Below are 22,623 nucleotides of genomic sequence, written 5' to 3' on the forward strand. Positions count from 1 at the left end.
GTTGGGGTGGGTGAATATCCGTTATTTAGGTAACGGCGGCTTATGGTTCCGCCCTCACCCCGGCATTGCTCCGTGGGCCCACGCCACAATGCCTGCGTTCGGCCATCGTGGTTAACGGGGCGCCCGAGATCAACGTCTACCAGCCGACCTGGTTCTTGATGGGGACCGCGTTTCTCCTGTGGGAGCGGGCTTGCTCGCGAAGGTGGTGTCACAGTCGATGAAGATGTTGGATGTGCCGGCCTCTTCGCGAGCAAGCCCGCTCCCACAGAGGAGACTGGGGGCACATGAGTTATGTGTCTGCCGAGAATCCAGTGTGGGAGCGAGCCCAAGCGAGGTGCCGAGTGGTGGGGCATAAAGCGCTTCGGTTACTTTCGCCTGGGCCGCATTCCCGCTTTTCGAAAGTGACCCGTCGTCAGGGCGGAACCATAAGCCGTCGTTACCTAAATAACGGATATACACACCAAGTCAGGAGTTCCCAGCGACCGGTTCAGAAGCACCCAACCGCGGCCCTGACGAATAGCGAATCACACTAACAACAGCCAACGTCGCAACCACCAACCCAGGCGAAGTCGCCAGCAATACAGCAGGGGTCCCACCCCCAGCCGCCAGAATCTGTCCGGCGGCCAGAGGCCCGGCCACCGATCCCAGGCGCCCGATGGCCACCGCTGCACCAACCCCCGTCGCACGCACAGCCGTAGGGTAGGAGGGCGGAGCCAAGGCATAGAGGACCAATTGCGCAGCCATGACAAACAACCCAGCGGCGAATCCGGCAATGGCCATCGGCACGATACCGACGGACAACCCGACCCCGGCCAGGGCGCTCATCAGACCGGCATAGACGAACAGCACCACCTTGATGCCGTTGCAACGGTCCAGCAACAGGCCACCGAGCAACGAACCAAGCGCTCCGCCGATGTTGAACAGCATCTGCACCAGGCCGGCCTGGGGTTTGCTGAAGCCTTGTTCCAGCAGCAACGACGGCAGCCAGTTGAGCAACATGTACATCACCGTCAGGGTGAAGAAATAACTCAGCCACAGCGCCAAGGTGGTACGACCGCGACTCTCGCCGAACAGTGCCTGAGCGGTGGAGCCGCGCGATGAGTCGCCATCCTGCGCCTGGCGAAAGGCGCTGGATTCGGGGAGCCACAGGAGCATCAGCGGAACCACCAGCAAGGGCGCCAGCCCTCCGATGAAAAACGTCATCTGCCAGTGCTCGCCAAACAACATGGCAACCACTGCCGCCAACGCACCGCCCAAGGGAACGCCCGCATACATCACGCTGATGGCCGTGCCCCGGCGCTGCTCGCCCACGGCTTCGGCGCACAGGGCAATGAGGTTCGGCAGGGCGGCGCCCAAGCCCAGGCCGGTCATGAAACGCACCAGCAACAGGCTTGAGAAGTGTTCGACATAAGCGGTACTGAGGGAAAAGACGCCGAACAGCAAGACAGCGGTGATGAGGATTTTCTTGCGACCGATGCGATCAGCGATCCAGCCACCGAAGAACGCACCTGGCAACAGCCCGATGACCCCGGCACTGAATACCCAACCCATCATTTTCGGGTCGAGGGCAAACGTCTGTCGCAGCCCTGCGGCTGCGGTACCGGCTGACTGAAGGTCGAAACCCTCGATCAACGCGACGATGAAACACAAGGCGATGGTCAGCGTCGCACGACGCGCCGGATGGTTCATGGTAAATCCTCTTATTGTTTTTGTGAGGGACACCGGCTCGGAGGATAGCCGGTCGGTGCATTTAAGATTAACAAAGCTAACTAAAAAATGAAGGTGGTCGATGATGGGCCAGTAGCTAACAAAATCATTAGAAAAATCAGTTAGTTGGTAGAAGGCATCAGACCAATTGGTAAATTAGTTATTTATATTAATGTTCGATTATCGATCATTCTGGATTGACGAAGCGCCCGCGCGGTTTCCATTCTTGGTTCGCGCGGCCCCCATCACCCAGGCTGGGCCGATCAAAAACAACAATAAGTGGACATCGAACATGCCAAACCTTGCTCGGGACGCCGTGACGGCGCGCCCTGTTTTATCGCTCGTCCATCTGCTGGCCTGTCTCGGGCTGAGCCTGGGGGCTCCCGCCTTGCGGGCGGAGGGCTTCATCGACGACAGCCACGGCACCCTGACCCTGCGCAATTACTACATCGACCGCGACTACAAGGACGACGGTGCCAAGACCGCGGCCAGGGAGTGGGCCCAAGGCCTCATCATGAACGTGGAGTCGGGGTTTACCCCCGGCACGGTTGGGTTCGGTCTGGACGCTCGGGGGTTGGTGGGGGTCAAGCTTGATTCTTCACCGGATCGCAGCGGCACGGAGTTGTTGCCAGTGTCCAGCAGCGACAAGCGCGCCGCGGACGAGTATTCACGCCTGGCACTGACCGGCAAGCTGCGCTTGGGTCAGACCACGGTGAAGACCGGCGATGTGTCGATCTTCCTGCCGTTTGCCTTTGCCAGCCCGTCCCGGCTGCTGCCGCAGACCTTTCGCGGGACGACCCTCAGTTCCAAGGACATCGACGGGCTGACGCTGAACACCGGTTACATCGATCGCATCAACCGGCGCGACTCCACCGACTACCAGGCGATGAGCATCGCCTCACCCAACCGTCGTTTCAACGGAGCGGCGACTTCTTCCCATATGGCTTATGTGGGCGGCGACTACCAGGTCAACAAAGACCTCAGCCTGCGGGCTTACCACGCCGAAGTGGCAGACCTGTACCAACAGAACACCCTGGCGTTGTTGCATAACCTGCCCCTGGGCGATGGCGTCCTGACCACCGACCTGCGCAGCTTTTTCAGCGACGAAGAGGGCGCGGCCAAGGCTGGAAAGGTGGACAACCGCAATGTCTCGGCGCTGGTCGGTTATCGTCTGGGCGGCCATCGCGTGAGCCTGGGCTACATGCATTCCAGCGGCGATACGGCCACGCCTTATGTGTCTGGCTCCGAGCTGGTGGGTTTGAGCGAAATGACCATGAGCTCAGATTTTCTCAATGCCAAGGAACGCACCTGGCAGGTGATCCATGACTATGATTTCGCCGCCGTGGGCGTGCCGGGCCTGCGGACTCGACTGCGTTATGTGCGTGGCGATCACATCGAGCTGGTGGCCCTCAACGCCGAGGACCGCAAGGAGCGCGAGTTCCAGATGGAGTTGGGGTACGTGATCCAGGAAGGTCCGCTAAAAAACGTCGGGCTGTTGGCGCGCAAGTCGATCTATCGCAACAACTTCCCGGGCACGGCGGCGTTTCGCGACGAGAACCAGACCCGGTTCCTGGTGACGTACAGCGTGCCGATCTGGTGATACCTACGGCACGCCCGTTGAGCCTGTAGGCGCCATGTAGGTGCCATGGAGCTGTCGAGTGCAACGAGGCTGCGATCTTTCCCAATACACTTGAATCTCAAGCGAAAGATCAAAAGATCAAAAGATCAAAAGATCGCAGGCTTCGCCAGCTCCTACAGAATTCAGCGCACGCTTGCTTCGCTACTGGTAAACCTTCTTCAACAACCGCAGCAACGCCTCACGCTCGGCCCCGGAGAGGGTAGCCGTGGAGTCAAGGTCACTCTGGGCGGCAATCTGCTTGAGTTCCTTGAGCAGGGTTTCGCCAGTCTTGCTCAGGAAAATCCCGTAGGAGCGTTTATCCGGCTTGCACCGCACACGCACGGCCAGGGCCCGGCTTTCCAACTTGTTCAGCAGCGGCACTACTTGCGGTGGTTCGATCGCCAGGGCCTTGGCCAGGTCGGCCTGCATCAGACCGGGATTCTGGTCGATGATTGCCAGGGCCGAGAACTGGGCAGGGCGCAGATCGTGGACGGCGAGTCGGCCAATCAGGTTCTGGAACAATTTCAACTGGGCGCGGCGCAGGGCGTAACCGATCAGGTCATCCAGCGCAGAGTCCAGCGGCGCCTGCGCGTCGGTACCGGCGGCCAGGGGCTCGGCGGGTTCGGCAAGCTTGGAAGACTTGGCCATCGAAGTGAACTTCCTCAAGGTAAGTGATTAACAAGGCTATCCAGTTTGCCGGGGTTGCGGCCACCTGGCTATGGGCACGCGCATATTCGTGATGTGTAACCTTCGATCCAGGCCCAGAAAAGTACAGATAAATCGATTAATAGTTAATTGACATAACTAATTTTCCAGTTTAGTTTTTGATCATCTTCAGTCAAGAACAAGAGAGCACGCATCATGAGCAATTACGAAGGTCGCTGGAAGACGGTCAAGGTCGATATCGAGGAGGGCATCGCCTGGGTCATCCTCAATCGCCCGGAAAAACGCAACGCCATGAGCCCCACCCTCAACCGCGAGATGATCGACGTGCTCGAGACGCTGGAGCAGGATCCGGCCGCTGGGGTATTGGTACTGACCGGGGCTGGTGATGCCTGGACCGCCGGCATGGACCTCAAGGAGTATTTCCGCGAAGTGGATGCCGGACCGGAAATCCTTCAGGAAAAAATCCGTCGCGAAGCCTCGCAATGGCAATGGAAGCTGCTGCGCATGTACGCCAAGCCAACCATCGCCATGGTCAACGGCTGGTGTTTTGGTGGCGGTTTCAGTCCGCTGGTGGCGTGCGACTTGGCGATCTGCGCCGACGAAGCGACCTTCGGGCTCTCGGAAATCAACTGGGGCATCCCGCCGGGCAACCTCGTCAGCAAAGCCATGGCCGATACCGTGGGCCATCGCCAATCGCTGTACTACATCATGACGGGCAAGACGTTTGGCGGGCAGAAAGCCGCCGAAATGGGCCTGGTCAACGAAAGCGTTCCCCTGGCGCAACTGCGTGAAGTCACGGTGGAACTGGCGCGCAACCTGCTTGAGAAGAACCCGGTGGTGCTGCGGGCCGCCAAGCATGGTTTCAAACGCTGCCGCGAACTGACCTGGGAGCAGAACGAGGATTACCTGTACGCCAAGCTCGACCAGTCGCGCCTGCTCGACACCGAAGGTGGTCGCGAGCAGGGCATGAAGCAGTTTCTGGACGACAAGAGCATCAAGCCTGGCTTGCAAACCTATAAGCGCTGAAACCAAAGGCGAATGGCGGGCCGCATCCCGCTGTTCGCTGCGTCGCCCTGGCGCTACTGTTAAACCGCTGCGATGTATTCCCGATAAAGACAAAAAGAGGAATCACCATGCTGGACGTGCCCCTGTTGATTGGCGGCCAGTCGTGCCCGGCCCGTGACGGCCGGACCTTCGAACGCTGCAACCCGGTGACTGGTGAGGTGGTATCTCGTGTGGCCGCCGCCACCCTGGAAGATGCCGACGCCGCCGTGGCCGCCGCCCAAGCGGCGTTTCCGGCCTGGGCCGCGCTGGCGCCCAACGAACGTCGCACGCGACTGTTGCGTGCGGCCGAGCAGTTGCAGGCCCGCAGTGGCGAATTTGTCGCCGCTGCCGGCGAGACCGGGGCCATGGCCAATTGGTACGGTTTCAACGTGCACCTGGCGGCGAACATGCTGCGCGAAGCCGCTTCCATGACGACCCAGATCAACGGCGAAGTCATTCCTTCGGACGTGCCTGGCAGTTTCGCCATGGCCCTGCGTCAGCCTTGCGGCGTGGTGCTGGGCATCGCCCCCTGGAACGCCCCGGTGATTCTCGCCACCCGCGCCATCGCCATGCCCCTGGCCTGCGGCAACACCGTGGTACTCAAGGCTTCTGAAATAAGCCCGGCGGTGCATCGGCTGATCGGCCAGGTGTTGCAGGACGCAGGGCTGGGTGACGGTGTGGTCAACGTGATCTGTAACGCCCCCACGGATGCGCCGGCCATTGTCGAGCGGTTGATCGCCAACCCGGCGGTGCGCCGGGTCAATTTCACCGGTTCGACCCACGTCGGGCGCATCGTCGGCGAACTGTCGGCGCGCCACCTCAAACCGGCCTTGCTGGAACTCGGCGGCAAGGCGCCGCTGCTGGTGCTGGACGACGCCGACCTGGACGCCGCGGTGCAAGCGGCGGCCTTCGGCGCCTATTTCAATCAGGGCCAGATCTGCATGTCCACCGAGCGATTGATCGTCGATGCCCGTGTGGCGGATGAGTTCATCGCCCGCTTGACCGCCAAGATTGCCACCCTGCGCGCCGGTGATCCGGCGGCCGCTGATTCGGTGCTGGGCTCGTTGGTCGATGTCAGTGCCGGTCAACGCATCAAGGGGTTGATCGACGATGCCCTGGCCAAAGGTGCAACGCTGGTCACAGGTGGGCAGTTGGAAGGCAGCATCCTGCAGCCGACTTTGCTCGACGGCGTCACAGCGCACATGCGCCTGTACCGCGAAGAGTCCTTCGGGCCGGTGGCGGTACTGCTGCGCGGTGACGGCGATGAAGAGCTGCTGCACCTGGCCAACGACTCCGAGTTCGGTCTGTCGGCCGCCATCTTCAGTCGCGACACCACCCGTGCGCTGGCCTTGGCCCAGCGGCTTGAGTCGGGCATTTGCCACATCAACGGGCCGACTGTGCACGATGAGGCGCAGATGCCTTTCGGTGGAGTCAAATCCAGCGGTTACGGCAGCTTTGGCGGCAAGGCGTCCATCGAGCATTTCACCCAGTTGCGTTGGGTGACCTTGCAGAACGGTCCCCGGCATTACCCGATCTGAAACCCGTCGCATTGCGGGCGGTCGAGCCTTGAAAGCCGCCGCCCCGATGCAGGCCAGAATAACAATGACAAGGCCGCAGCCCGGTGCTGCTACGCTCCGTTCGCATTGCGACCCGAGCGTGCCTTGGTGGAGGAAATGTACGTGAGTTCCGAGTCTAGATCGTCCTCCCGACCCGAGGCCGGGCGGTATCGTCAGGTGTCGATTGGTCATCCTGCCGTCGAAGTCCTGGAAGAGCGTGGCATCTTGCACATGCGCTCCCTGGAGCCGCTGGCCCCGCTACCGGCGCGGTTGCTCGAGCGCCTGGTGTACTGGGCCGAGGTGCGCCCACAGCAGACGTTTATCGCGGCCCGTGAAGCCGGGGGTGACTGGCGTCGAGTCAGCTACGCGCAGATGCTCGACAGTGTCCGGGCCATCGCCCAAAGCCTGCTCGGTTACGGTTTGTCGGCTGAAAAACCCTTGGCGCTGCTCTCCGGCAACGACATCGAGCACCTGCAAATGGCCCTCGGCGCGATGTACGCCGGTATTCCCTATTGCCCGGTGTCACCGGCCTATTCATTGCTGTCCCAGGATTACGCCAAGCTGCGTCACGTCTGCGATCTGTTGCAGCCGGGGCTGGTGTTTGTCAGCGAAGCTGCACCGTTCGAGCGAGCGATCACCGCCGTATTGCCGGCGGACGTGCCCTTGATCACCGTGCGTGGGGAGATAGCTGGTCGGTCGAGGACAAGCTTCGCCAGCCTGCTGGCCCAACCCGGCGGCGTCGAGGCCGAGCAGGCGTTCGCCGCCACCGGCCCGGACAGCATCGCCAAGTTCCTGTTTACCTCAGGCTCCACCAAGCTGCCCAAGGCGGTGATCACCACCCAGCGCATGCTTTGCGCCAATCAGCAGATGCTGTTGCAGACCTTTCCGGTGTTCGGCGAGGTGCCGCCGGTGCTGGTGGACTGGCTGCCGTGGAACCACACGTTCGGCGGCAGCCACAACGTCGGCATCGTGCTGTACAACGGCGGCACGTTCTACCTGGACGACGGCAAACCCACTGCCCAGGGCTTCGCCGAAACCTTGCGCAACCTCAAGGAAATTTCGCCGACCGCCTACCTGACCGTGCCCAAGGGCTGGGAGGAACTGGTCAACGCCCTGGAGCGGGATGGGGAGTTGCGCGAGCGCTTCTTCAAGCGCATCAGCCTGTTCTTCTTTGCGGCGGCGGGTTTGTCCCAAAGCACCTGGGACCGGCTCGACAAGGTCGCCGAACAGCATTGCGGCGAACGTATCCGCATGATGGCAGGCCTGGGCATGACCGAGGCGGCGCCGTCCTGCACCTTTACCACCGGGCCGTTGTCCATGGCCGGCTACATTGGCCTTCCAGCGCCTGGCTGCGAGGTGCGCCTGGTGCCGGTGGACGGCAAGTTCGAGGGGCGTTTTCGCGGGCCGCACATCATGCCTGGCTACTGGCGCTCGCCGCAGCAAACTGCCGAGGTATTCGATGAGGAGGGTTTCTATTGTTCGGGGGATGCGATCAAGCTGGCCGATGCCAGCAATCCCCAACTGGGACTGATGTTCGATGGGCGGATCGCCGAGGATTTCAAATTGTCTTCCGGTGTCTTCGTCAGCGTCGGGCCGTTGCGCAACCGGGCGGTGCTGGAGGGCACGCCCTACGTCCAGGACCTGGTGATCACCGCACCGGATCGTGAGTGCCTGGGTGCGCTGGTGTTCCCACGGCTTGCTGAGTGCCGGCGCTTGTCAGGCCTGGGCGCGGACGTCAGTGACGCCCAGGTCCTTGCCAGCTCGGTGGTACGTCAATGGTTCGTCGACTGGCTGCAGCGCCTGAACCGCGAAGCCAGCGGCAACGCCAGTCGCGTGGAGTGGATTGCCTTGCTCGATGAGCCAGCCTCCATCGACCGCGGTGAAATCACCGACAAGGGCTCGATCAACCAACGGGCGGTGTTGCAGTGGCGGGCGGGGAAGGTCGAGGCGCTGTATCGCGGGGAGGATGCATCGATCCTGCGGGCGGGACCTGTGGCTTAAAGCAAGATCTTGTGGATGTTCATAAATGCCAGGCTCATCCACAAACTCCTGTGGGAGCGAGCCTGCTGGCGATAGCGGTGGTTCAGCATCAGTGATGTTTCTGACACACCGCTATCGCCAGCAGGCTCGCTCCCACAGTTTTAACCCCTCACAAAATCTCTTGGGGGCTGGAGGCTGTTACTTAACGCCGTCCCAGCAGCAAGCCCACCACCAGCCCGAAACCAGCGCTAATCGCCACGGTCTGCCAGGGGTGGCCGCCAATATAGACCTCAGTGGCGTCGACCATGGGACGGGTGCGCTCCCGTGCGCTGGCGACCGAATCAAGCGCTTGCTGCAGTTTTTGGGAGATCTGGCCCCGCAGGTCGTCAGCTTCTTCACCCACCAGTGAGGCACTGCTTTTGAGCAGCTTTTCCGATTCTTCGATCAACGCCTTCAGTTCGCTGAAGGCTTGATCCTTGATTTGTTCTCCATTCGCTTGCACGGTGCTTTTACGGGCCATTGAAGTACTCCTTGCTGATGATGGCATTGAACAATGGAGTGCTGCGCATGTGCAAAAGTTGCAACGTTTGGCCTTGTCCGCGCAGCCCATCACAAATCGTGGTTAAGACGTTTCCCTGCAAGGTGTAAGATGGCGCCTATTTACGCAACAGGTAATTCCCATGAGCTTCAATCTGGCTGACAAGCCCTTGGCCGAGCGGGCCGCGCTGGAAGACGAAAAATCCCGACTTTTTGAACTGTGGCAAAACAACCTGGGTAAAGCCAAGGGCGATGCTGCGCGCTTGTTCGGCGAGCGCTCCAAACGCAAGGGCAAGTGGGCCGAGTGGGTGCGTACCGAACTCGATGGCATGTCGCCGCCGGAGTACGCCAACATGGTGCGCAGTGAAGTCAATCGACTGATGGCCGCCAACAAGTAAGCCTTAGGCAAATGTTGCCGTAATGGCTTCGCGAACCTTGAGCATTGTCGGTTCCATTTGCGTGTGGGTTCGCCATCCCAGTTCGATGGGGTAGCGGGGCAAGGCCAGGGGGCAGGGCAGCAAGGCCAGGTCGCTGAGGTCGGCGATGGCCCGGGCGGCATGGGTCGGGATGGTCGCCACGGCCTGGCTGCCCTTGAGCAGGAACGGCAACGCGGCAAAGTGGGTGGTCGAGGCACAGACTCGCCGACTCAGGCCAAGCCCGGCCAGCCCTTCATCGGTGATGCCGATGAAACCACCCGAAGACACCAACAGATGTTCACGGGCCACGAACGCCTCCAGGCTGAGGGATTGCTGGTCTTGCGCCAGGCTCGCTGGGTCCAGGAGGCAGGCGTAATCGCCTTCGCCCAACACCTGGCGGCTGAGCAATCGCTGCGCGAAACCGCCCGCCGTGATCGCCAGGTCAAGGTCGCGCTCCATCAGGGCCCTGCCGACGATCTGACTGTGGGTCTGGCGGAAAATCAACCGCAGACCAGGCGCGCGTCGGGCCACGTCGTCGATCAGGCGTCGCCCATGGGCAATCTCGAAATCGTCCGACAGGCCGACGATGACCGAACGGCCTTCGTAATGGCTGGCGTCCGGGTCGACCATCGCCAGGCTCTGGCGGCATTTATCCAGCGCCTCGCTGATCACAGGCTTCAGTTGATTGGCCCGCAGCGTCGGCGCCAGCCCCCGGCCGGTGCGCACGAATAATTGATCGTCATACAAACCGCGAAGCCTGCGCAGCGCGGCGCTGATGGCCGACTGGGTCACGCCCAGGCGCACGGCAGCGCGGCTGGCACTGGATTCATCATGCAGGGCTTCGAAGGTCTTGAGCAGATTGAGGTCGATGTTGGTGATATTCATAAGGCTCATATCATTTAGCAGCATTCTGGGCTTTATTCATGATCAGCCGCTGCCTGAGAATCAGCAACACCTGATGATCAAGGAGTTGAAAAACCATGCCAAAATCCATTGTGGCTGTCCTGCAGATCGGTTCATTGCCTGGCGGCAAGGACGAGACCCTGGCACAGATCCTTTCCTACGAACAGGCCATTCGCGAGGCTGGTGCGCGGCTGGTGGTGATGCCTGAAGCGCTGTTGGGTGGCTACCCCAAGGGCGAGGGGTTCGGGACTCAGTTGGGTTACCGGTTGCCGGAGGGGCGCGAGGCGTTTGCCCGCTATTTTGCCAATGCCATTGATGTGCCCGGCGTTGAAACCGAGGCGCTGGCCGGGCTGTCGGCGCGTACGGGGGCGAGCCTGGTGCTGGGCGTCATCGAGCGTGTCGGCAGCACCCTGTATTGCACCGCGCTGTATTTCGAGCCCGATGCGGGCCTGGTGGCCCGGCACCGCAAGTTGATGCCCACCGGCACCGAGCGGTTGATCTGGGGCAAAGGCGATGGTTCGACCTTGCCGGTGATCGACAGCCAGGTCGGCCGGCTCGGCGCCGCGGTGTGTTGGGAAAACATGATGCCGCTGCTGCGTACCGCGATGTACGCCAAAGGCGTGGAAGTCTGGTGTGCGCCAACGGTGGATGAGCGAGAGATGTGGCAGGTGACCATGCGCCACATTGCCCACGAAGGTCGCTGCTTTGTGGTCAGTGCCTGTCAGGTCCAGGCCTCGCCTCAGGCTCTGGGTATTGAGGTCGCGCACTGGCCGGCCGAGCGGCCGTTGATCGCCGGTGGCAGTGTGATTGTCGGGCCCATGGGCGATGTGCTGGCCGGGCCGCTGAAAGACACGGCGGGGTTGCTGACCGCTGAAATCGATACCGATGAACTGGTGCGGGCGCGCTACGACTATGACGTGGTCGGGCATTACGCCAGGCCGGATGTGTTCGAACTGGTGGTGGACGAGCGCGCCAAGCCCGGCGTGCGCTTCACCGGCTGATCACCAGGTGGCTGCGGCGCCCGGCAAGTCGAGGGTTCCGCGGTCAACGAAGCGCAGGGTGCCGAATACGCCACCAGCGAGCTTGCCCTTGAGCACATAGGGCAGATTGTCCAGGCTTTGGGTCTGGCTCAGGCCCAAGGTCTGACGCAACACCGAAAACGCCGAAATGCTCACCGGGACACTGAGAATCGCCTCGGAAAAGCGCGGGATCGAGCCGGTCTGGTCACTGACCCCCGTCGCCAGCGTACGGCCGTTGACCTCCAGCTCCAGCGCCACACCGTTGTAGTCGATGGCGGTTTCGTTGGGGTTCTGCACGCGCAGTTTCACGGCGAAACGCACCTCCAGGCCCTGGTTGGGCAAGGGGTCGATGCCGACCACGTTGATATTCAGCGGATCACGGTGGGGGAAGAGGGCGCAGGCGCTCAGGCTGAGCAGTATCAGGAAAACGGAAAGGCCGAGGATTCTGCGCATGGATACACTCTCAAAGGATGAAGGAAAGCTCGGGAGACTGTTGAGTACGATAACCCACATCGGCCCCATCGAAACGGCAAACCACCTGGTGGGGGCCAGGCTTGCCTGCGATGAAGCTTTCCGCAACCGAGGTGTCTGTTTCGCCAGCAAGCATTGCTCCCACAGCCTTGCGGGGCAAAGTCCACCCTGCTCTCGGTCCAAACAAGGTTCATGGCTCCTGACAATTTCTGACACCAGCCTCTGCTATTCTGCGTCAACTTTTTCTTTCTGGATCGTCCATCGTGTCGCGTACCTCTCGGTTGCTCACTTTGCTGCAAGTCTTGCGGGGCAAGCGTTGCCCGGTCACCGCTGCGACATTGGCGGGCGAACTGAACGTCTCTGAGCGCACCTTGTACCGCGACATCGCCGAACTCACCGCCCTCGGGGCGCCGATCCAGGGCGAGGCGGGCATTGGCTATGTATTACGCAGCGGCCTGTTCTTGCCGCCCCTGATGTTCACCGCTGATGAAATCGAGGCCATTGTGCTGGGCCTGCGCTACGTCGATCAGCGCGCCGACGAGGTGCTGGGCAAGGCCGCCGCCGACGCCCTGGCGAAGGTCGCTGCAGTGTTGGCCCCCGATGTGCGAGACGCCTTGCGCAACCCCACGGTACTGCCCGGGCCACCGGGTTATGGTTATCCGCAGAACACGGTGGAACTGAATGTGTACCGTCAGGCCATTCGCGCCCAGGCCAAGCTGCACATCGATTACGCCGACGTGAACAAGACCCCGAGCCAACGCTTGATCTGGCCACTGGCCCTGGGCTTTTTCAATGAGGCGCGGGTGGTGGTGGCCTGGTGTGAATTGCGCGGCGCCTATCGGACGTTTCGCACTGACCGGATTGCCTCTGCCACCGAGCAGGGCGAGCGTTATCCTGGCCGACGCAGCGACTTGCTGCGTGACTGGTTTGCGCTGATGAAGCTGGACGAAACCGGGCGTTTCACTCCTGACAAAAACTGACACAGCGCTGTTCTAGCATGGTGCCAGATCGATAAAACAAGGAGCCGTACCATGTCTAATCCCGTCTCTTCCCTGGCCCCTGCCATCGCCGGCTACATTGCGGCCGCCAATGCCCGTGACAGTTCGGCGGTGACGCGTTTCTTCGCCGAGGATGCCAACGTGTTCGATGAAGGCCAGCACCGTGTTGGCGCCCAGGCCATCGCCCAATGGATGGAAGACACCGCCCGACGCTTCCAGCCACGTGTGGAAGTCCTCAATGTGCAGCAACGCACTGGCAAGGTGCTGGTGCACAACCTGATTTCCGGGACGTTTCCCGGCAGCCCACTGGAGTTGCGCTATACCTTCCGGCTCGATGAGCAGGGGAAGATCAGCCGGTTGGATATCTCGATTTAAAGTTCTGCACCCTGAAAGGTGAGCGTTGTTGTGGCGAGGGATTTATGTGTGGGGCAAGCCTTGCTCCCGCAGATAAACCTCCACGCCACAGTTCTGTGCAGGGTTCCTGTAATCGCCTGCCATGGCATACTCCCCACCTTCGTTTTCCGGACCCGGGCCGTATGACCTTCGACTCCCCCTTGAGTGCCTGGCAGCATGCCATCGCACACCACGGTTTCGTCCAGGACGAGGCCCAGGAATTGGCCATCATGACACTGGAGCAATGCCACAAGGCGTTGCACGAAGGTCGCAAGTCGATCACGGGCGTTTATCTCTGGGGCCCGGTGGGGCGTGGCAAGACCTGGTTGATGGACCGTTTTTATGAAAGCCTCAAGGTGCCGGCCCGCCGACAACACTTCCATCATTTCATGGCGTGGGTGCATCGGCGTTCATTCCAGCTCACTGGCACACCGGACCCTTTGCAAGCCCTGGCCCGGGAGTTGAGCGCTGAAGTACGGGTGCTGTGTTTCGACGAGCTGTTCGTCAACGACATTGGCGATGCAATCATCCTTGGGCGCCTGTTCCAGGTGATGTTCGAGCTGGGCATGGTGGTGGTCAGTACCTCCAACCTGCCGCCGGATGAACTCTATGCCAACGGCCACAACCGTGAGCGTTTCCTGCCAACCATCACCGCGATCAAGCAATACATGCAGGTCGTGCCGGTGAACGGCTGGCAAGACCATCGCCAGCACCCAGGTCAATTACAGCAGCGTTATTGGCTGCGCGATCTTGGGCAATGTGATCCGCTGGGCAATGTCTTCATCGAGTTGACCGCCGGGCAAGCGTCGAACAGCGCGCCGATCAAGGTTGGTCATCGCCTGCTTGAACCGCTCCAGGCCAGCGATACCGTGCTCTGGAGCCGTTACCCCGACCTGTGCGAGCAGCCGTTTTCAGCGTTGGATTTCATGGCGTTGTGCGACCGTTTCCGTGTCATCCTGCTCAGTGACGTGCCGTGCCTGAGCGCCGAACAGCGCGAAGGGCGCATTGCCCGTGGCACCGAAGACGGTGTCGAACGGGTCGAGGCCGGTGATCGCGAATTGCCGCAGTTGTCGATCCACGATGATGGCGTACGGCGTTTCATCGCCCTGGTCGACGAATGTTATGACCGCAAGGTGCCGCTATGCCTTTCGGCCCAGGTGCCGATGGATGAGTTGTATACCGAGGGCTATCTGCAATTCCCGTTTCGCCGAACCCTCAGCCGCCTGCAGGAAATGCAAATGCAACGTTTTGGTCAGCAAGCCTGATCTGTATCCCGCCGACGGCTTCGAGCCGGCGACACTAACGAAGAGAGATGGAAGGTCATGGAAGAAGCAAAGGACATCCTTGTACTGCAAGCCAGCTACACCAACCCGGTCCACGCTGAAGCGATCTGTCATGTGCTCAATGGCTATGCCCAGGACCCGATGGGCGGGGGACATCCATTGCCGGCCGAGGTGCTGCTGCACGTGCCCGAGGAACTGGCCAAGCGCCCTCATGCCTTTAGCGTGCTGGCTTTCGTCAACGGCGAACCGGCGGGGCTGGTCAATTGTTTCGAAGGTTTTTCCACCTTTGCCTGTCGGCCACTGGTGAACATCCACGACGTGGCGGTCATGAAGGACTTTCGCGGCCTCGGGCTGAGCCAGAGGATGTTGCAGAAGGTCGAAGACATCGCCCGCCAGCGTGGTTGCTGCAAGATTACCCTGGAAGTGCTCGAGGGCAATGCCGTGGCCCAGGCCAGCTACGCCAAGTTCGGCTTTGCCGCTGGCATGTTCGACCCGGCCCACGGCCCTATGGAGTTCTGGATCAAGCCCCTGTAAAAGCGTGCGCTTGGTGGCTCCGGTTATTTCTTGACGACCGCCGCCAGCGGTGCCTTGGGTTGCATCAGGCTGAAGTCGATCAGGGCTTTGCGTGGGGTTTGATAGGGGTCGCCAATCAACAGCGGGCGAGCCTTGAAGTCCGTGCTGACCAGGCTCTTGCTGTGGTCCAGTTCATCAAAATTCAAGCCAGCCATGTCCGCCCAGGTGTGAATCAAGTGCGAGCTGCTGTACGGCCGTGACAGGTCGCCGGCAAAGTTCCAGTCATGGCTTTCGCGCCACTTGGGTGATGCCCAAGCCATGAAGGGGATGGTGTACATCGGCGCGGTCGGCTTGCCCTCGTTACGGCCCAGGGTGCCGTGGCCAGAGGAGTCGAACACGTCTTCACCATGGTCCGACAGGTACAGCAGGAAGCCGTTGGGGTCGGTCTTGGCGTAGTCCTTGATCAGGCTGGACACGACGAAGTCGTTGTACAGCACCGCGTTATCGTAGCTGTTGTAGGTCGGGACCTGATCATCACGCAGGCCTGCCGGTACGCCTTGGCGGTCGGTGAACTTGTTGAAGGTCGGCGGATACCGGTACTGGTAGCTCATGTGGGTGCCGAGCAGATGCACCACGATCAGCTTGCGCGGGGCGCTGTCGGCCAGGGCTTTGTTGAACGGCTCGATCACATCGCCATCGTACTGTGCGGAATTCTGGTTGCGATTGTTGTTCAGGTACACCTGCTCGTCGGCCTGTTGGGAAAAAGTCGTGAGCATGGTGTTGCGTTTGGTCATGGTCTGCTGGTTAGTGATCCAGAAGGTCTTGTAGCCGGCCTGCTTCATCATGCTCACCAGCGACGGGGTGCTCAAGTACCGGTCCGGGTTCTGTTCGTCGGCGAACGTCAGCACCTGCTGGAGCGCTTCGATGGTGTAGGGGCGCGGGGTGATGACGTTATCGAACACCGACAGCTGGTCCTTGAGCTTGTCCAGCCCAGGCGTGGTTTCCCTCGGGTAACCGTAGAGACTCATGCGCTGGCGGTTGGTGGATTCGCCGATCACCAGCACCAGGGTTGCCGGCTCGTTGGCCGTGGCATCCTTGAGATTGCGCAAGGGGGCGATCTTGCTGGCGCTGTTGAGCATGCCTTGCATGTTCTCCAGCTGTTCACCGTAGCGACGATACGCCACCAGCATCTGCCAAGGCACCGCAGGCTCGATGCGATCTTCGAATTTTTCCAGGCCTGCGGCAAAGCTGCCGGTGCGCTGGGTCTGCTTGATCAGCGGATAACCGACCACCGCCAAGACAATGGCGACTGCTGCGACCATGGCCTGGCCCCGGGGCAGGTACACCGGGCGCAGGCGGGTCCAGAGCCAATAGCCGACGGCGGTGTGGGCCAGGAACGCCGCCACCATCCACCAGGCAAAATACTGCGTCAGGTACTCGTTGGCTTCAGACACGTTCGATTCGAACATAATGAAGATGACGCTCTGGGAAAATTCTTGCTGATAAATGAAGAAGTAGCCCAGGCTGGCCATGGAACAGGCCCACAGCACCACGCCGATCAAGGCGGCCAGCACCCGCGTGCGGGCGGGGAAGAGCAGCATGGGCGCCAACCACACGGCGCTCATCACGAACGCTTGGCGAAAGCCGGTGAAGCCGGAGGTGTCGCTCAATAGAATGAGCAGTTGGGTGATGCCCGAGAAGTACCAGAAGAACAGAAACAGCCAGCCAAACCCGGCCCAGTCGAAACCTTTCGCAGTCGTTTTGCTGCGTTTGAACAAACTCATCAATCGCTCCAGCCTTTATCGACGACGCTGTGGGCACCGGATTGGTGGCCGCAGGCACACGCCAAGCAACCTTAAAGGCGGGGAGTATCACGAACCATTCGTGAAAAGTTCGTGAGTTTTTCGGTTACAAAACGCGGGGAAAGGAACAAGCCGATAGCGAGACAGGCGAAGAGACTCCCATCCTGTGGCGAGGGAGTTCCCGCTGGCCTGCGCCTGTAGGAGCTCTACAAGAGCTCAAGGAACTGTGAGCTGTGTAGGAACTGTGCAGGAGCTGTCGAGTGCAACGAGGCTGCGATCTTGTCCCAGACAGTTGAGTCTCAAGAGAAAGATCAAGATCAAAAGATCGCAGGCTTCGCCAGCTCCTACTTACCTCTGGGCGGTTACCGAGCCAGGGACTGGCTCTGGTGGGGCAACTGGGCGTGTTGCAACTGCATGCGCAACTGCGTCACTTCATCGAGCAGCAGATCACGCTCTTCCTTGAGTAGGCGTAATTCGTCGCGACGAATGGTTACATAAAGGGTTTGGGGGGGACGTGCGGTAACGACAGGGTCCATTGCTCACCTCGCAAATGGCGTACATCAACTGTAGAGATGTCGCCAGTTTTTGGTCGACACCTCTACTATCGGCGCCGATTCTGATTTCTTTTGCTCGTGATTGGAACTTTTTTATTTTTCATGGTCGCTGTGTCTTCGGCCGGATCTTGAGCGTTATCCCTTGTGATCGCTCGAATTACCCGGAAACTATGCAGCACTGCTCTGGACTAACCTCCATTAGTCGATAGCGTTAAATCTATGACACACCTTTATTTGTAGTAGGGAGCATCAGCACATGCAACTCGGGATCATTGGACTGGGCCGCATGGGCGGCAATATTGCGCGGCGCCTGATGCTCAAAGGGCACGCCACCGTTGTCTATGACCGCAATGCCGCTTTTGTCGAAAACCTGCGCCAGGAAGGCGCCACGGGCGTGACCGATCTGCCGGCACTGGTCGCTGGGCTGGAGAAACCACGGGCGGTCTGGGTCATGCTGCCGGCCGGCGCACCCACTGAAGACACCATCAACGTCCTCAGCGAACTGCTGGAGCCGGGTGATGTGATCATTGACGGCGGTAACACGTACTACAAGGACGACATCCGTCGCGCCCAGGCCCTGTCGGAAAAAGGCCTGAGCTACATCGATGTCGGCACCTCCGGCGGCGTTTGGGGCCTGGAGCGCGGCTATTGCATGATGATTGGCGGTGGTGTCGACGTGGTGAAGCGCCTGGACCCATTGTTCGACAGCCTGGCCCCAGGCATGGGCGACATCCCGCGCACCCGTGACCGCAAATCCGACGATGACCGCGCCGAACGTGGCTACATCCACGCGGGGCCGGCCGGTTCGGGACATTTCGTGAAGATGATCCACAACGGCATTGAGTACGGAATGATGCAGGCCTTTGCCGAGGGCTTTGACATCCTCAAGACCAAATCCAGCGAAAGCCTGCCACCAGAGCAGCGCTTCGACCTGAACGTGGCTGATATCGCTGAAGTCTGGCGTCGTGGCAGCGTGGTGTCGTCCTGGTTGCTGGATTTGACCGCTGACGCGTTGGCCAGCGATCCGAAGCTGGACGGTTTTTCCGGCGAAGTCGCCGACAGCGGTGAAGGGCGCTGGACCATCGAGGCTGCCATTGAGCAAGCGGTTCCGGTTCCGGTCCTGTCCAGTTCGCTGTTTGCCCGTTTCCGCTCGCGTCAGCAAAGCACGTACGGTGACAAAATGCTCTCGGCCATGCGCTTCGGCTTTGGCGGCCACGTGGAGACACCCAAAAAATGACCTCGATCAGCAGCAAATCCAAGGCAGAACCCGCGCCGCCGACCACGTTGTTTTTGTTTGGCGCCCATGGCGATCTGGTCAAGCGTCTGCTGATGCCGGCGCTTTACCACCTCAGTCGCGACGGTTTGCTGGGCGATGGGCTGCGGATCATCGGAGTTGACCACAACGCCATCAGCGATGTGGATTTTGCCAAGAAACTCGAGGACTTCATCCGTAACGAAGCGGCGAGCAAGGGCGGGGATGCCGACCGGGCGCTCGATCCGGTGCTGTGGGCCAAGCTGGCCCAGGGCATCAGCTACGTCCAGGGCGATTTCCTCGATGAGAGCACCTACCAGGCGCTGGCGGCGAAAATCGCTGCCAGCGGCACTGGCAACGCGGTGTTCTACCTGGCGACCGCGCCGCGCTTTTTCAGTGAAGTGGTCAGCCGCCTCGGTGCGGCCGGGCTGCTTCAGGAGCAGGAGGGGGCCTTCCGGCGGGTGGTGATCGAAAAGCCGTTCGGTTCCGACCTGCATACCGCCGAAGCGCTGAACGCCTGCCTGCTCAAGGTCATGAGCGAAAAACAGATCTATCGCATCGACCATTACCTGGGTAAGGAAACGGTGCAGAACATTCTGGTCAGCCGTTTCTCCAACAGCCTGTTCGAGGCGTTCTGGAACAACCACTACATCGACCACGTACAAATCACCGCCGCTGAAACGGTCGGCGTGGAAACCCGTGGCAGTTTTTATGAACATACCGGTGCCCTGCGGGACATGGTACCCAATCATCTTTTCCAACTGCTGGCGATGGTGGCCATGGAGCCGCCAGCGGCGTTTGCTGCCGACGCAGTGCGTGGGGAAAAGGCCAAGGTCGTGGGGGCGATCCGGCCCTGGTCGGTGGAGCAGGCCCGGGCAAATTCGGTTCGCGGCCAGTACTCTGCCGGTGAAGTCGGCGGCAAGGCGGTAAACGGTTATCGCCAGGAGGCCAACGTAGCTCCCGACAGCAGCACCGAGACCTACGTCGCCCTCAAGGTCATGATCGATAACTGGCGGTGGGTGGGTGTGCCGTTTTACCTGCGCACAGGCAAGCGCATGAGCGTGCGGGACACGGAGATCGTCATCTGCTTCAAGCCAGCACCTTATGCGCAGTTTCGCGACACCGACATCGACGAACTGCAGCCTACGTACTTGAGAATTAAGATCCAGCCCAACGAAGGCATGTGGTTCGATCTACTGGCCAAGCGGCCGGGGCCGGCACTCGACATGGCCAATATCGAATTGGGATTTGCCTACAAGGATTTCTTCGAAATGCAGCCGTCCACGGGTTACGAAACCCTGATCTACGATTGCCTGACCGGTGACCAGACGCTGTTCCAGCGCGCTGACAACATCGAAAACGGCTGGCGCGCCGTGCAGCCGTTCCTTGATGCCTGGCAGCAGGACGCGGCATTCCAGCCCTATAAGGCCGGTGAAGATGGCCCTGCGGCCGCCAATGACTTGCTGACCCGCGATAGCCGCGTCTGGCATGGTCTTGGATGAGCGATCTGGTGAAGCCCCCCATCCGTTTCTTGCTCAGCGACATGGACGGTACACTGCTGTTGCCCGACCACAGTCTGAACCAGCGCACCATTGAGGCGGTTCGCTCATTGCGTGAGGCCGGTGTGCTGTTCAGCCTCGCCACCGGGCGACCGCCGCGGGCCATGTTGCAGCAGATCGAGGCGCTAGGTGTCGACCTGCCCACGGCGGCGTTCAATGGTGGCACGCTGGTTCATCCCGATGGCAGCTTTCTTGCCGTCCACTACCTGCCCCCCGAGGCAGCGCTGGCCACACTGGCCCTGTACGCCGATCAGCCCGGCATCGAAGTCTGGGTATTTGCCGATGGCGACTGGCTGGTGCGCGATGCCAACGGTCCTATGGTGCCGGTGGAGACGCGAGGCCTGGGGTATCCGCCCATCGAAGTGCAGAGCTTCGAACCCTACTTGGAGCGCATCGACAAAATCGTCGCGACCAGCGCCAACACTGAGTTGCTGGTCGAGCTGGAGGCTCGCTTGCATCCGCTGCTCAAAGGCCAGGCCCAAGTGTCGCGTTCGCAGCCGATCTATCTGGACGTGACGGCGATGAAGGCAAACAAGGGCGAAGCACTGTCCACTCTGGCTGAGTTTCTGAACGTGCCATTGGAGCAGACTGCTGCGATGGGGGATGGTGGTAACGATCCTGCGATGTTCCATCGTGCGGGGCTGTCCATTGCGATGGGGCAGGCGGAAGAGGCGATCAAGCGTCAGGCTGATGTTGTCACTGCGGCCAACATCCAGGACGGTGCGGCTATGGCGATCGAGCGGTACATCCTGTCCCGCTGAAATTCGGCTGTTGCTCTCAAGTCCAGGTTCATCCGGGTGCGCACACGGTGGTTCGCACCCGGATATTTTGGGCGGATGGTTCAGTTTCGCGATGATCGAGAGTTGGCACTGATCAAAACGATGACTCCCAGGATGGCTGCCAGGGTAGAACCCAAAAGCACTCCGATTTTAACTTCGTCTACCAAATGCGGCGCGCCTGGAAAGGCTAGCGCACCTATGAACAGACTCATGGTAAAACCGATCCCGCAGAGCAAGGCCACCCCATAGAGCTGAAGCCAGCTGACGCCTTCAGGTAGCCTGGCCAGGCCGCAACGTATGACCAGTGTTGTCAGGCCGAACACCCCAAGTTGTTTGCCGAGCAGCAATCCCAGAGCAACCCCTAGCGGAACCGGATCGATCAGGTTGCTCGGCGAAACTCCGGCGAGCGATACGCCTGCGTTGGCGAAACCGAAGATGGGTACAATCGCAAAAGCGACCCACGGATGCATTTTCTCCTCAAGGTAGAGAAGCGGTGACTTGCGTTCATCGAGGGGGTTACCCAGCGGAATAAAGAACGCAAGAATGACACCAGCCAATGTTGCGTGGATGCCGGACTTGAGCATGAAGAACCACAGCAGTGCACCCACGATTAAATAGGGGAGTAGTCTCCTCACGCCGCAGCGATTGAGCACTGCCAGCAAGGCAGTCGCCCCCAGCGAAGCCAATAGCATGTTGACGGACAAATCGCTGGCGTAGAAAAGCGCGATGATGAGAACAGCCCCAAGATCATCGAGAATCGCCAGGGCGGAAAGGAAAACCTTCAGGGCAACAGGGGCGCGCTTGCCAAGCAGCGATAACACGCCTAACGCAAACGCGATATCCGTGGCCGCTGGAATGGCCCACCCGCCCATGGTTTGGGCGTTGCCCCAATTGACCAGGCTATAGATCAAGGCAGGCAACAGCATCCCGCCAAGCGCGGCGAACCCAGGAAGAGAGCGCTGGTTCCAGCTTGAGAGTTGGCCCATCAGCATCTCACGCTTGATCTCAAGGCCAACCAGCAGAAAAAACACCGCCATAAGGCCGTCGTTGATCCAATGCTCGATCGAAAGCCCCAGAGCATGGATCTTCAGCAACGCAAAATAATCGGCTGACCAAGGAGAGTTCGCAACCAGGAGTGCGGCCAGCGCGGCTCCCATCAAGACAAGGCCACCTGCTGATTCTGCGGCGAAAAATCTGGATAGAAAAGCTCGGGCGGACGCTGACTCGGTATTGTTCTGGGTTTTGCTCGGGCGCGACGGTTCTGCACTCATAGGCACGACTACTCCGCGCTGGCGGCCCGACCTTCGCTAGATTCAACCTGTCCTGCCGCGTTGTTGCGGTGACACCCTCGCGGCTATTCTACACAACCAGCATACCGCAAGGGCCAGTGTTGCCACATTCATTGCTAAATATGACAAAACTGTTCAGGGGGCGGTTGTGTCGGTGCGGGTGGGAATGGAGGCCATAACGGTCTGGTGAAAAGACCAAAGCGCTGAAAAAATCGTCGATGAGACGAAGAGGCCAGCATTCAATCCCTGAGCACTGGCAGTGCATAGCTGCCCGGTTCTTCGGT

The 22,623-nt window shown here is 60.4% G+C and carries 21 protein-coding genes and 1 pseudogene; 14 read left to right on the plus strand and 8 right to left on the minus strand.

The genetic code is table 11. From position 1 onward, the window contains the following. Positions 1–77: 77 nt before the first annotated feature. A pseudogene (locus AACY31_RS06670) lies at positions 78–140 on the plus strand (nucleoid-structuring protein H-NS); the annotation flags it as partial. A 325-nt stretch (positions 141–465) separates the two neighbouring features. Here the strand turns inward: AACY31_RS06670 and mhpT are convergent. Next, positions 466–1,689, minus strand: a complete 1,224-nt coding sequence (gene mhpT, locus AACY31_RS06675; RefSeq protein ID WP_339479283.1) for a 3-(3-hydroxy-phenyl)propionate transporter MhpT — start codon at positions 1,687–1,689, stop codon at positions 466–468. A gap of 310 nt (positions 1,690–1,999) precedes the next feature. Between mhpT and AACY31_RS06680 the strand changes: the two genes are divergently transcribed. Then, entirely contained in the window at positions 2,000–3,307 is a 1,308-nt protein-coding gene (locus AACY31_RS06680; protein ID WP_339492888.1) for an OprD family porin, read from the plus strand. Positions 3,308–3,487: 180 nt separating this feature from the next. Here AACY31_RS06680 and AACY31_RS06685 read toward each other — a convergent pair whose 3' ends face one another. Next, positions 3,488–3,973, minus strand: coding sequence for a MarR family winged helix-turn-helix transcriptional regulator (locus tag AACY31_RS06685; protein ID WP_339479286.1), 486 nt, complete (start codon positions 3,971–3,973; stop codon positions 3,488–3,490). 213 nt (positions 3,974–4,186) lie between these two features. Between AACY31_RS06685 and AACY31_RS06690 the strand changes: the two genes are divergently transcribed. The 3 genes from AACY31_RS06690 to AACY31_RS06700 all read left to right on the plus strand — a co-directional run bounded on the left by AACY31_RS06690 (position 4,187) and on the right by AACY31_RS06700 (position 8,592). Further along, on the plus strand, positions 4,187–5,017 hold the full coding sequence (locus AACY31_RS06690) for a p-hydroxycinnamoyl CoA hydratase/lyase (protein ID WP_339479287.1): 831 nt from the start codon (positions 4,187–4,189) through the stop codon (positions 5,015–5,017). A 107-nt stretch (positions 5,018–5,124) separates the two neighbouring features. Further along, entirely contained in the window at positions 5,125–6,573 is a 1,449-nt protein-coding gene (locus tag AACY31_RS06695) for an aldehyde dehydrogenase (RefSeq protein WP_339479289.1), read from the plus strand. Positions 6,574–6,714: 141 nt separating this feature from the next. Further along, positions 6,715–8,592, plus strand: coding sequence for a feruloyl-CoA synthase (locus AACY31_RS06700; RefSeq protein WP_339479290.1), 1,878 nt, complete (start codon positions 6,715–6,717; stop codon positions 8,590–8,592). Between the two features lie 181 nt (positions 8,593–8,773). Here the strand turns inward: AACY31_RS06700 and AACY31_RS06705 are convergent, their stop codons facing one another. Beyond that, positions 8,774–9,091 (minus strand): DUF883 family protein, encoded by a 318-nt coding sequence (locus tag AACY31_RS06705; protein ID WP_014338130.1) that lies wholly within the window; start codon positions 9,089–9,091, stop codon positions 8,774–8,776. 160 nt (positions 9,092–9,251) lie between these two features. Here AACY31_RS06705 and AACY31_RS06710 point away from each other — a divergent pair, with 160 nt between their 5' ends. Then, the gene (locus tag AACY31_RS06710; RefSeq protein ID WP_339479291.1) at positions 9,252–9,506 is read left to right on the plus strand and encodes a hypothetical protein; all 255 of its coding nucleotides are present in this window, start codon (positions 9,252–9,254) and stop codon (positions 9,504–9,506) included. Positions 9,507–9,509: 3 nt separating this feature from the next. On the opposite strand, the gene AACY31_RS06715 is transcribed toward AACY31_RS06710, so the two are convergent. Beyond that, the gene (locus AACY31_RS06715) at positions 9,510–10,418 is read right to left on the minus strand and encodes a LysR substrate-binding domain-containing protein (protein WP_339504200.1); all 909 of its coding nucleotides are present in this window, start codon (positions 10,416–10,418) and stop codon (positions 9,510–9,512) included. 86 nt (positions 10,419–10,504) lie between these two features. Between AACY31_RS06715 and AACY31_RS06720 the strand changes: the two genes are divergently transcribed. After that, entirely contained in the window at positions 10,505–11,428 is a 924-nt protein-coding gene (locus tag AACY31_RS06720) for a carbon-nitrogen hydrolase family protein (RefSeq protein WP_339479294.1), read from the plus strand. Here AACY31_RS06720 and AACY31_RS06725 read toward each other — a convergent pair whose 3' ends face one another. Next, positions 11,429–11,899, minus strand: a complete 471-nt coding sequence (locus AACY31_RS06725; RefSeq protein WP_339479296.1) for an LEA type 2 family protein — start codon at positions 11,897–11,899, stop codon at positions 11,429–11,431. A gap of 281 nt (positions 11,900–12,180) precedes the next feature. Between AACY31_RS06725 and AACY31_RS06730 the strand changes: the two genes are divergently transcribed. The 4 genes from AACY31_RS06730 (at position 12,181) to AACY31_RS06745 (ending at position 15,125) form a co-directional block, all read left to right on the plus strand. Continuing rightward, complete coding sequence (locus tag AACY31_RS06730; protein WP_003202404.1) at positions 12,181–12,897, plus strand: helix-turn-helix transcriptional regulator; 717 nt, start codon at positions 12,181–12,183, stop codon at positions 12,895–12,897. Between the two features lie 51 nt (positions 12,898–12,948). Then, positions 12,949–13,290, plus strand: coding sequence for a nuclear transport factor 2 family protein (locus AACY31_RS06735; RefSeq protein ID WP_339479298.1), 342 nt, complete (start codon positions 12,949–12,951; stop codon positions 13,288–13,290). Positions 13,291–13,451: 161 nt separating this feature from the next. Beyond that, on the plus strand, positions 13,452–14,573 hold the full coding sequence (gene zapE / locus AACY31_RS06740) for a cell division protein ZapE (protein WP_339479299.1): 1,122 nt from the start codon (positions 13,452–13,454) through the stop codon (positions 14,571–14,573). A 57-nt stretch (positions 14,574–14,630) separates the two neighbouring features. Beyond that, on the plus strand, positions 14,631–15,125 hold the full coding sequence (locus AACY31_RS06745) for a GNAT family N-acetyltransferase (protein ID WP_339479301.1): 495 nt from the start codon (positions 14,631–14,633) through the stop codon (positions 15,123–15,125). A 23-nt stretch (positions 15,126–15,148) separates the two neighbouring features. On the opposite strand, the gene AACY31_RS06750 is transcribed toward AACY31_RS06745, so the two are convergent. Together AACY31_RS06750 and AACY31_RS06755 are read right to left on the minus strand one after the other, a co-directional pair. Continuing rightward, positions 15,149–16,888, minus strand: a complete 1,740-nt coding sequence (locus AACY31_RS06750; RefSeq protein WP_339492937.1) for a phosphoethanolamine transferase CptA — start codon at positions 16,886–16,888, stop codon at positions 15,149–15,151. A 380-nt stretch (positions 16,889–17,268) separates the two neighbouring features. Further along, positions 17,269–17,442 (minus strand): DUF6026 family protein, encoded by a 174-nt coding sequence (locus tag AACY31_RS06755; protein ID WP_339479303.1) that lies wholly within the window; start codon positions 17,440–17,442, stop codon positions 17,269–17,271. 250 nt (positions 17,443–17,692) lie between these two features. Here AACY31_RS06755 and gnd point away from each other — a divergent pair, with 250 nt between their 5' ends. From gnd to AACY31_RS06770, 3 genes are read left to right on the plus strand one after another with little or no spacing between them, the layout of a single operon-like run. Further along, positions 17,693–18,697 carry a phosphogluconate dehydrogenase (NAD(+)-dependent, decarboxylating) gene (gnd, locus tag AACY31_RS06760; protein WP_339492940.1) on the plus strand — a complete coding sequence of 335 codons (1,005 nt, stop codon included), beginning with the start codon at positions 17,693–17,695 and terminating at the stop codon, positions 18,695–18,697. Further along, positions 18,694–20,214, plus strand: a complete 1,521-nt coding sequence (gene zwf / locus AACY31_RS06765) for a glucose-6-phosphate dehydrogenase (RefSeq protein WP_339504202.1) — start codon at positions 18,694–18,696, stop codon at positions 20,212–20,214. Before gnd ends, zwf begins: the two co-directional genes overlap by 4 nt. After that, the gene (locus AACY31_RS06770) at positions 20,211–21,032 is read left to right on the plus strand and encodes an HAD family hydrolase (RefSeq protein WP_339479306.1); all 822 of its coding nucleotides are present in this window, start codon (positions 20,211–20,213) and stop codon (positions 21,030–21,032) included. The genes zwf and AACY31_RS06770 overlap by 4 nt, the downstream gene beginning before the upstream one ends. A gap of 80 nt (positions 21,033–21,112) precedes the next feature. Here AACY31_RS06770 and nhaA read toward each other — a convergent pair whose 3' ends face one another. Further along, positions 21,113–22,321: a Na+/H+ antiporter NhaA gene (gene nhaA, locus AACY31_RS06775; RefSeq protein ID WP_339479307.1), complete on the minus strand. Its 1,209-nt coding sequence runs from the start codon at positions 22,319–22,321 to the stop codon at positions 21,113–21,115. Between the last annotated feature and the right edge of the window lie 302 nt (positions 22,322–22,623).

It is taken from the genome of Pseudomonas sp. RL_105y_Pfl2_101 (assembly GCF_963970585.1).
Classification (GTDB): Bacteria; Pseudomonadota; Gammaproteobacteria; order Pseudomonadales; family Pseudomonadaceae; genus Aquipseudomonas.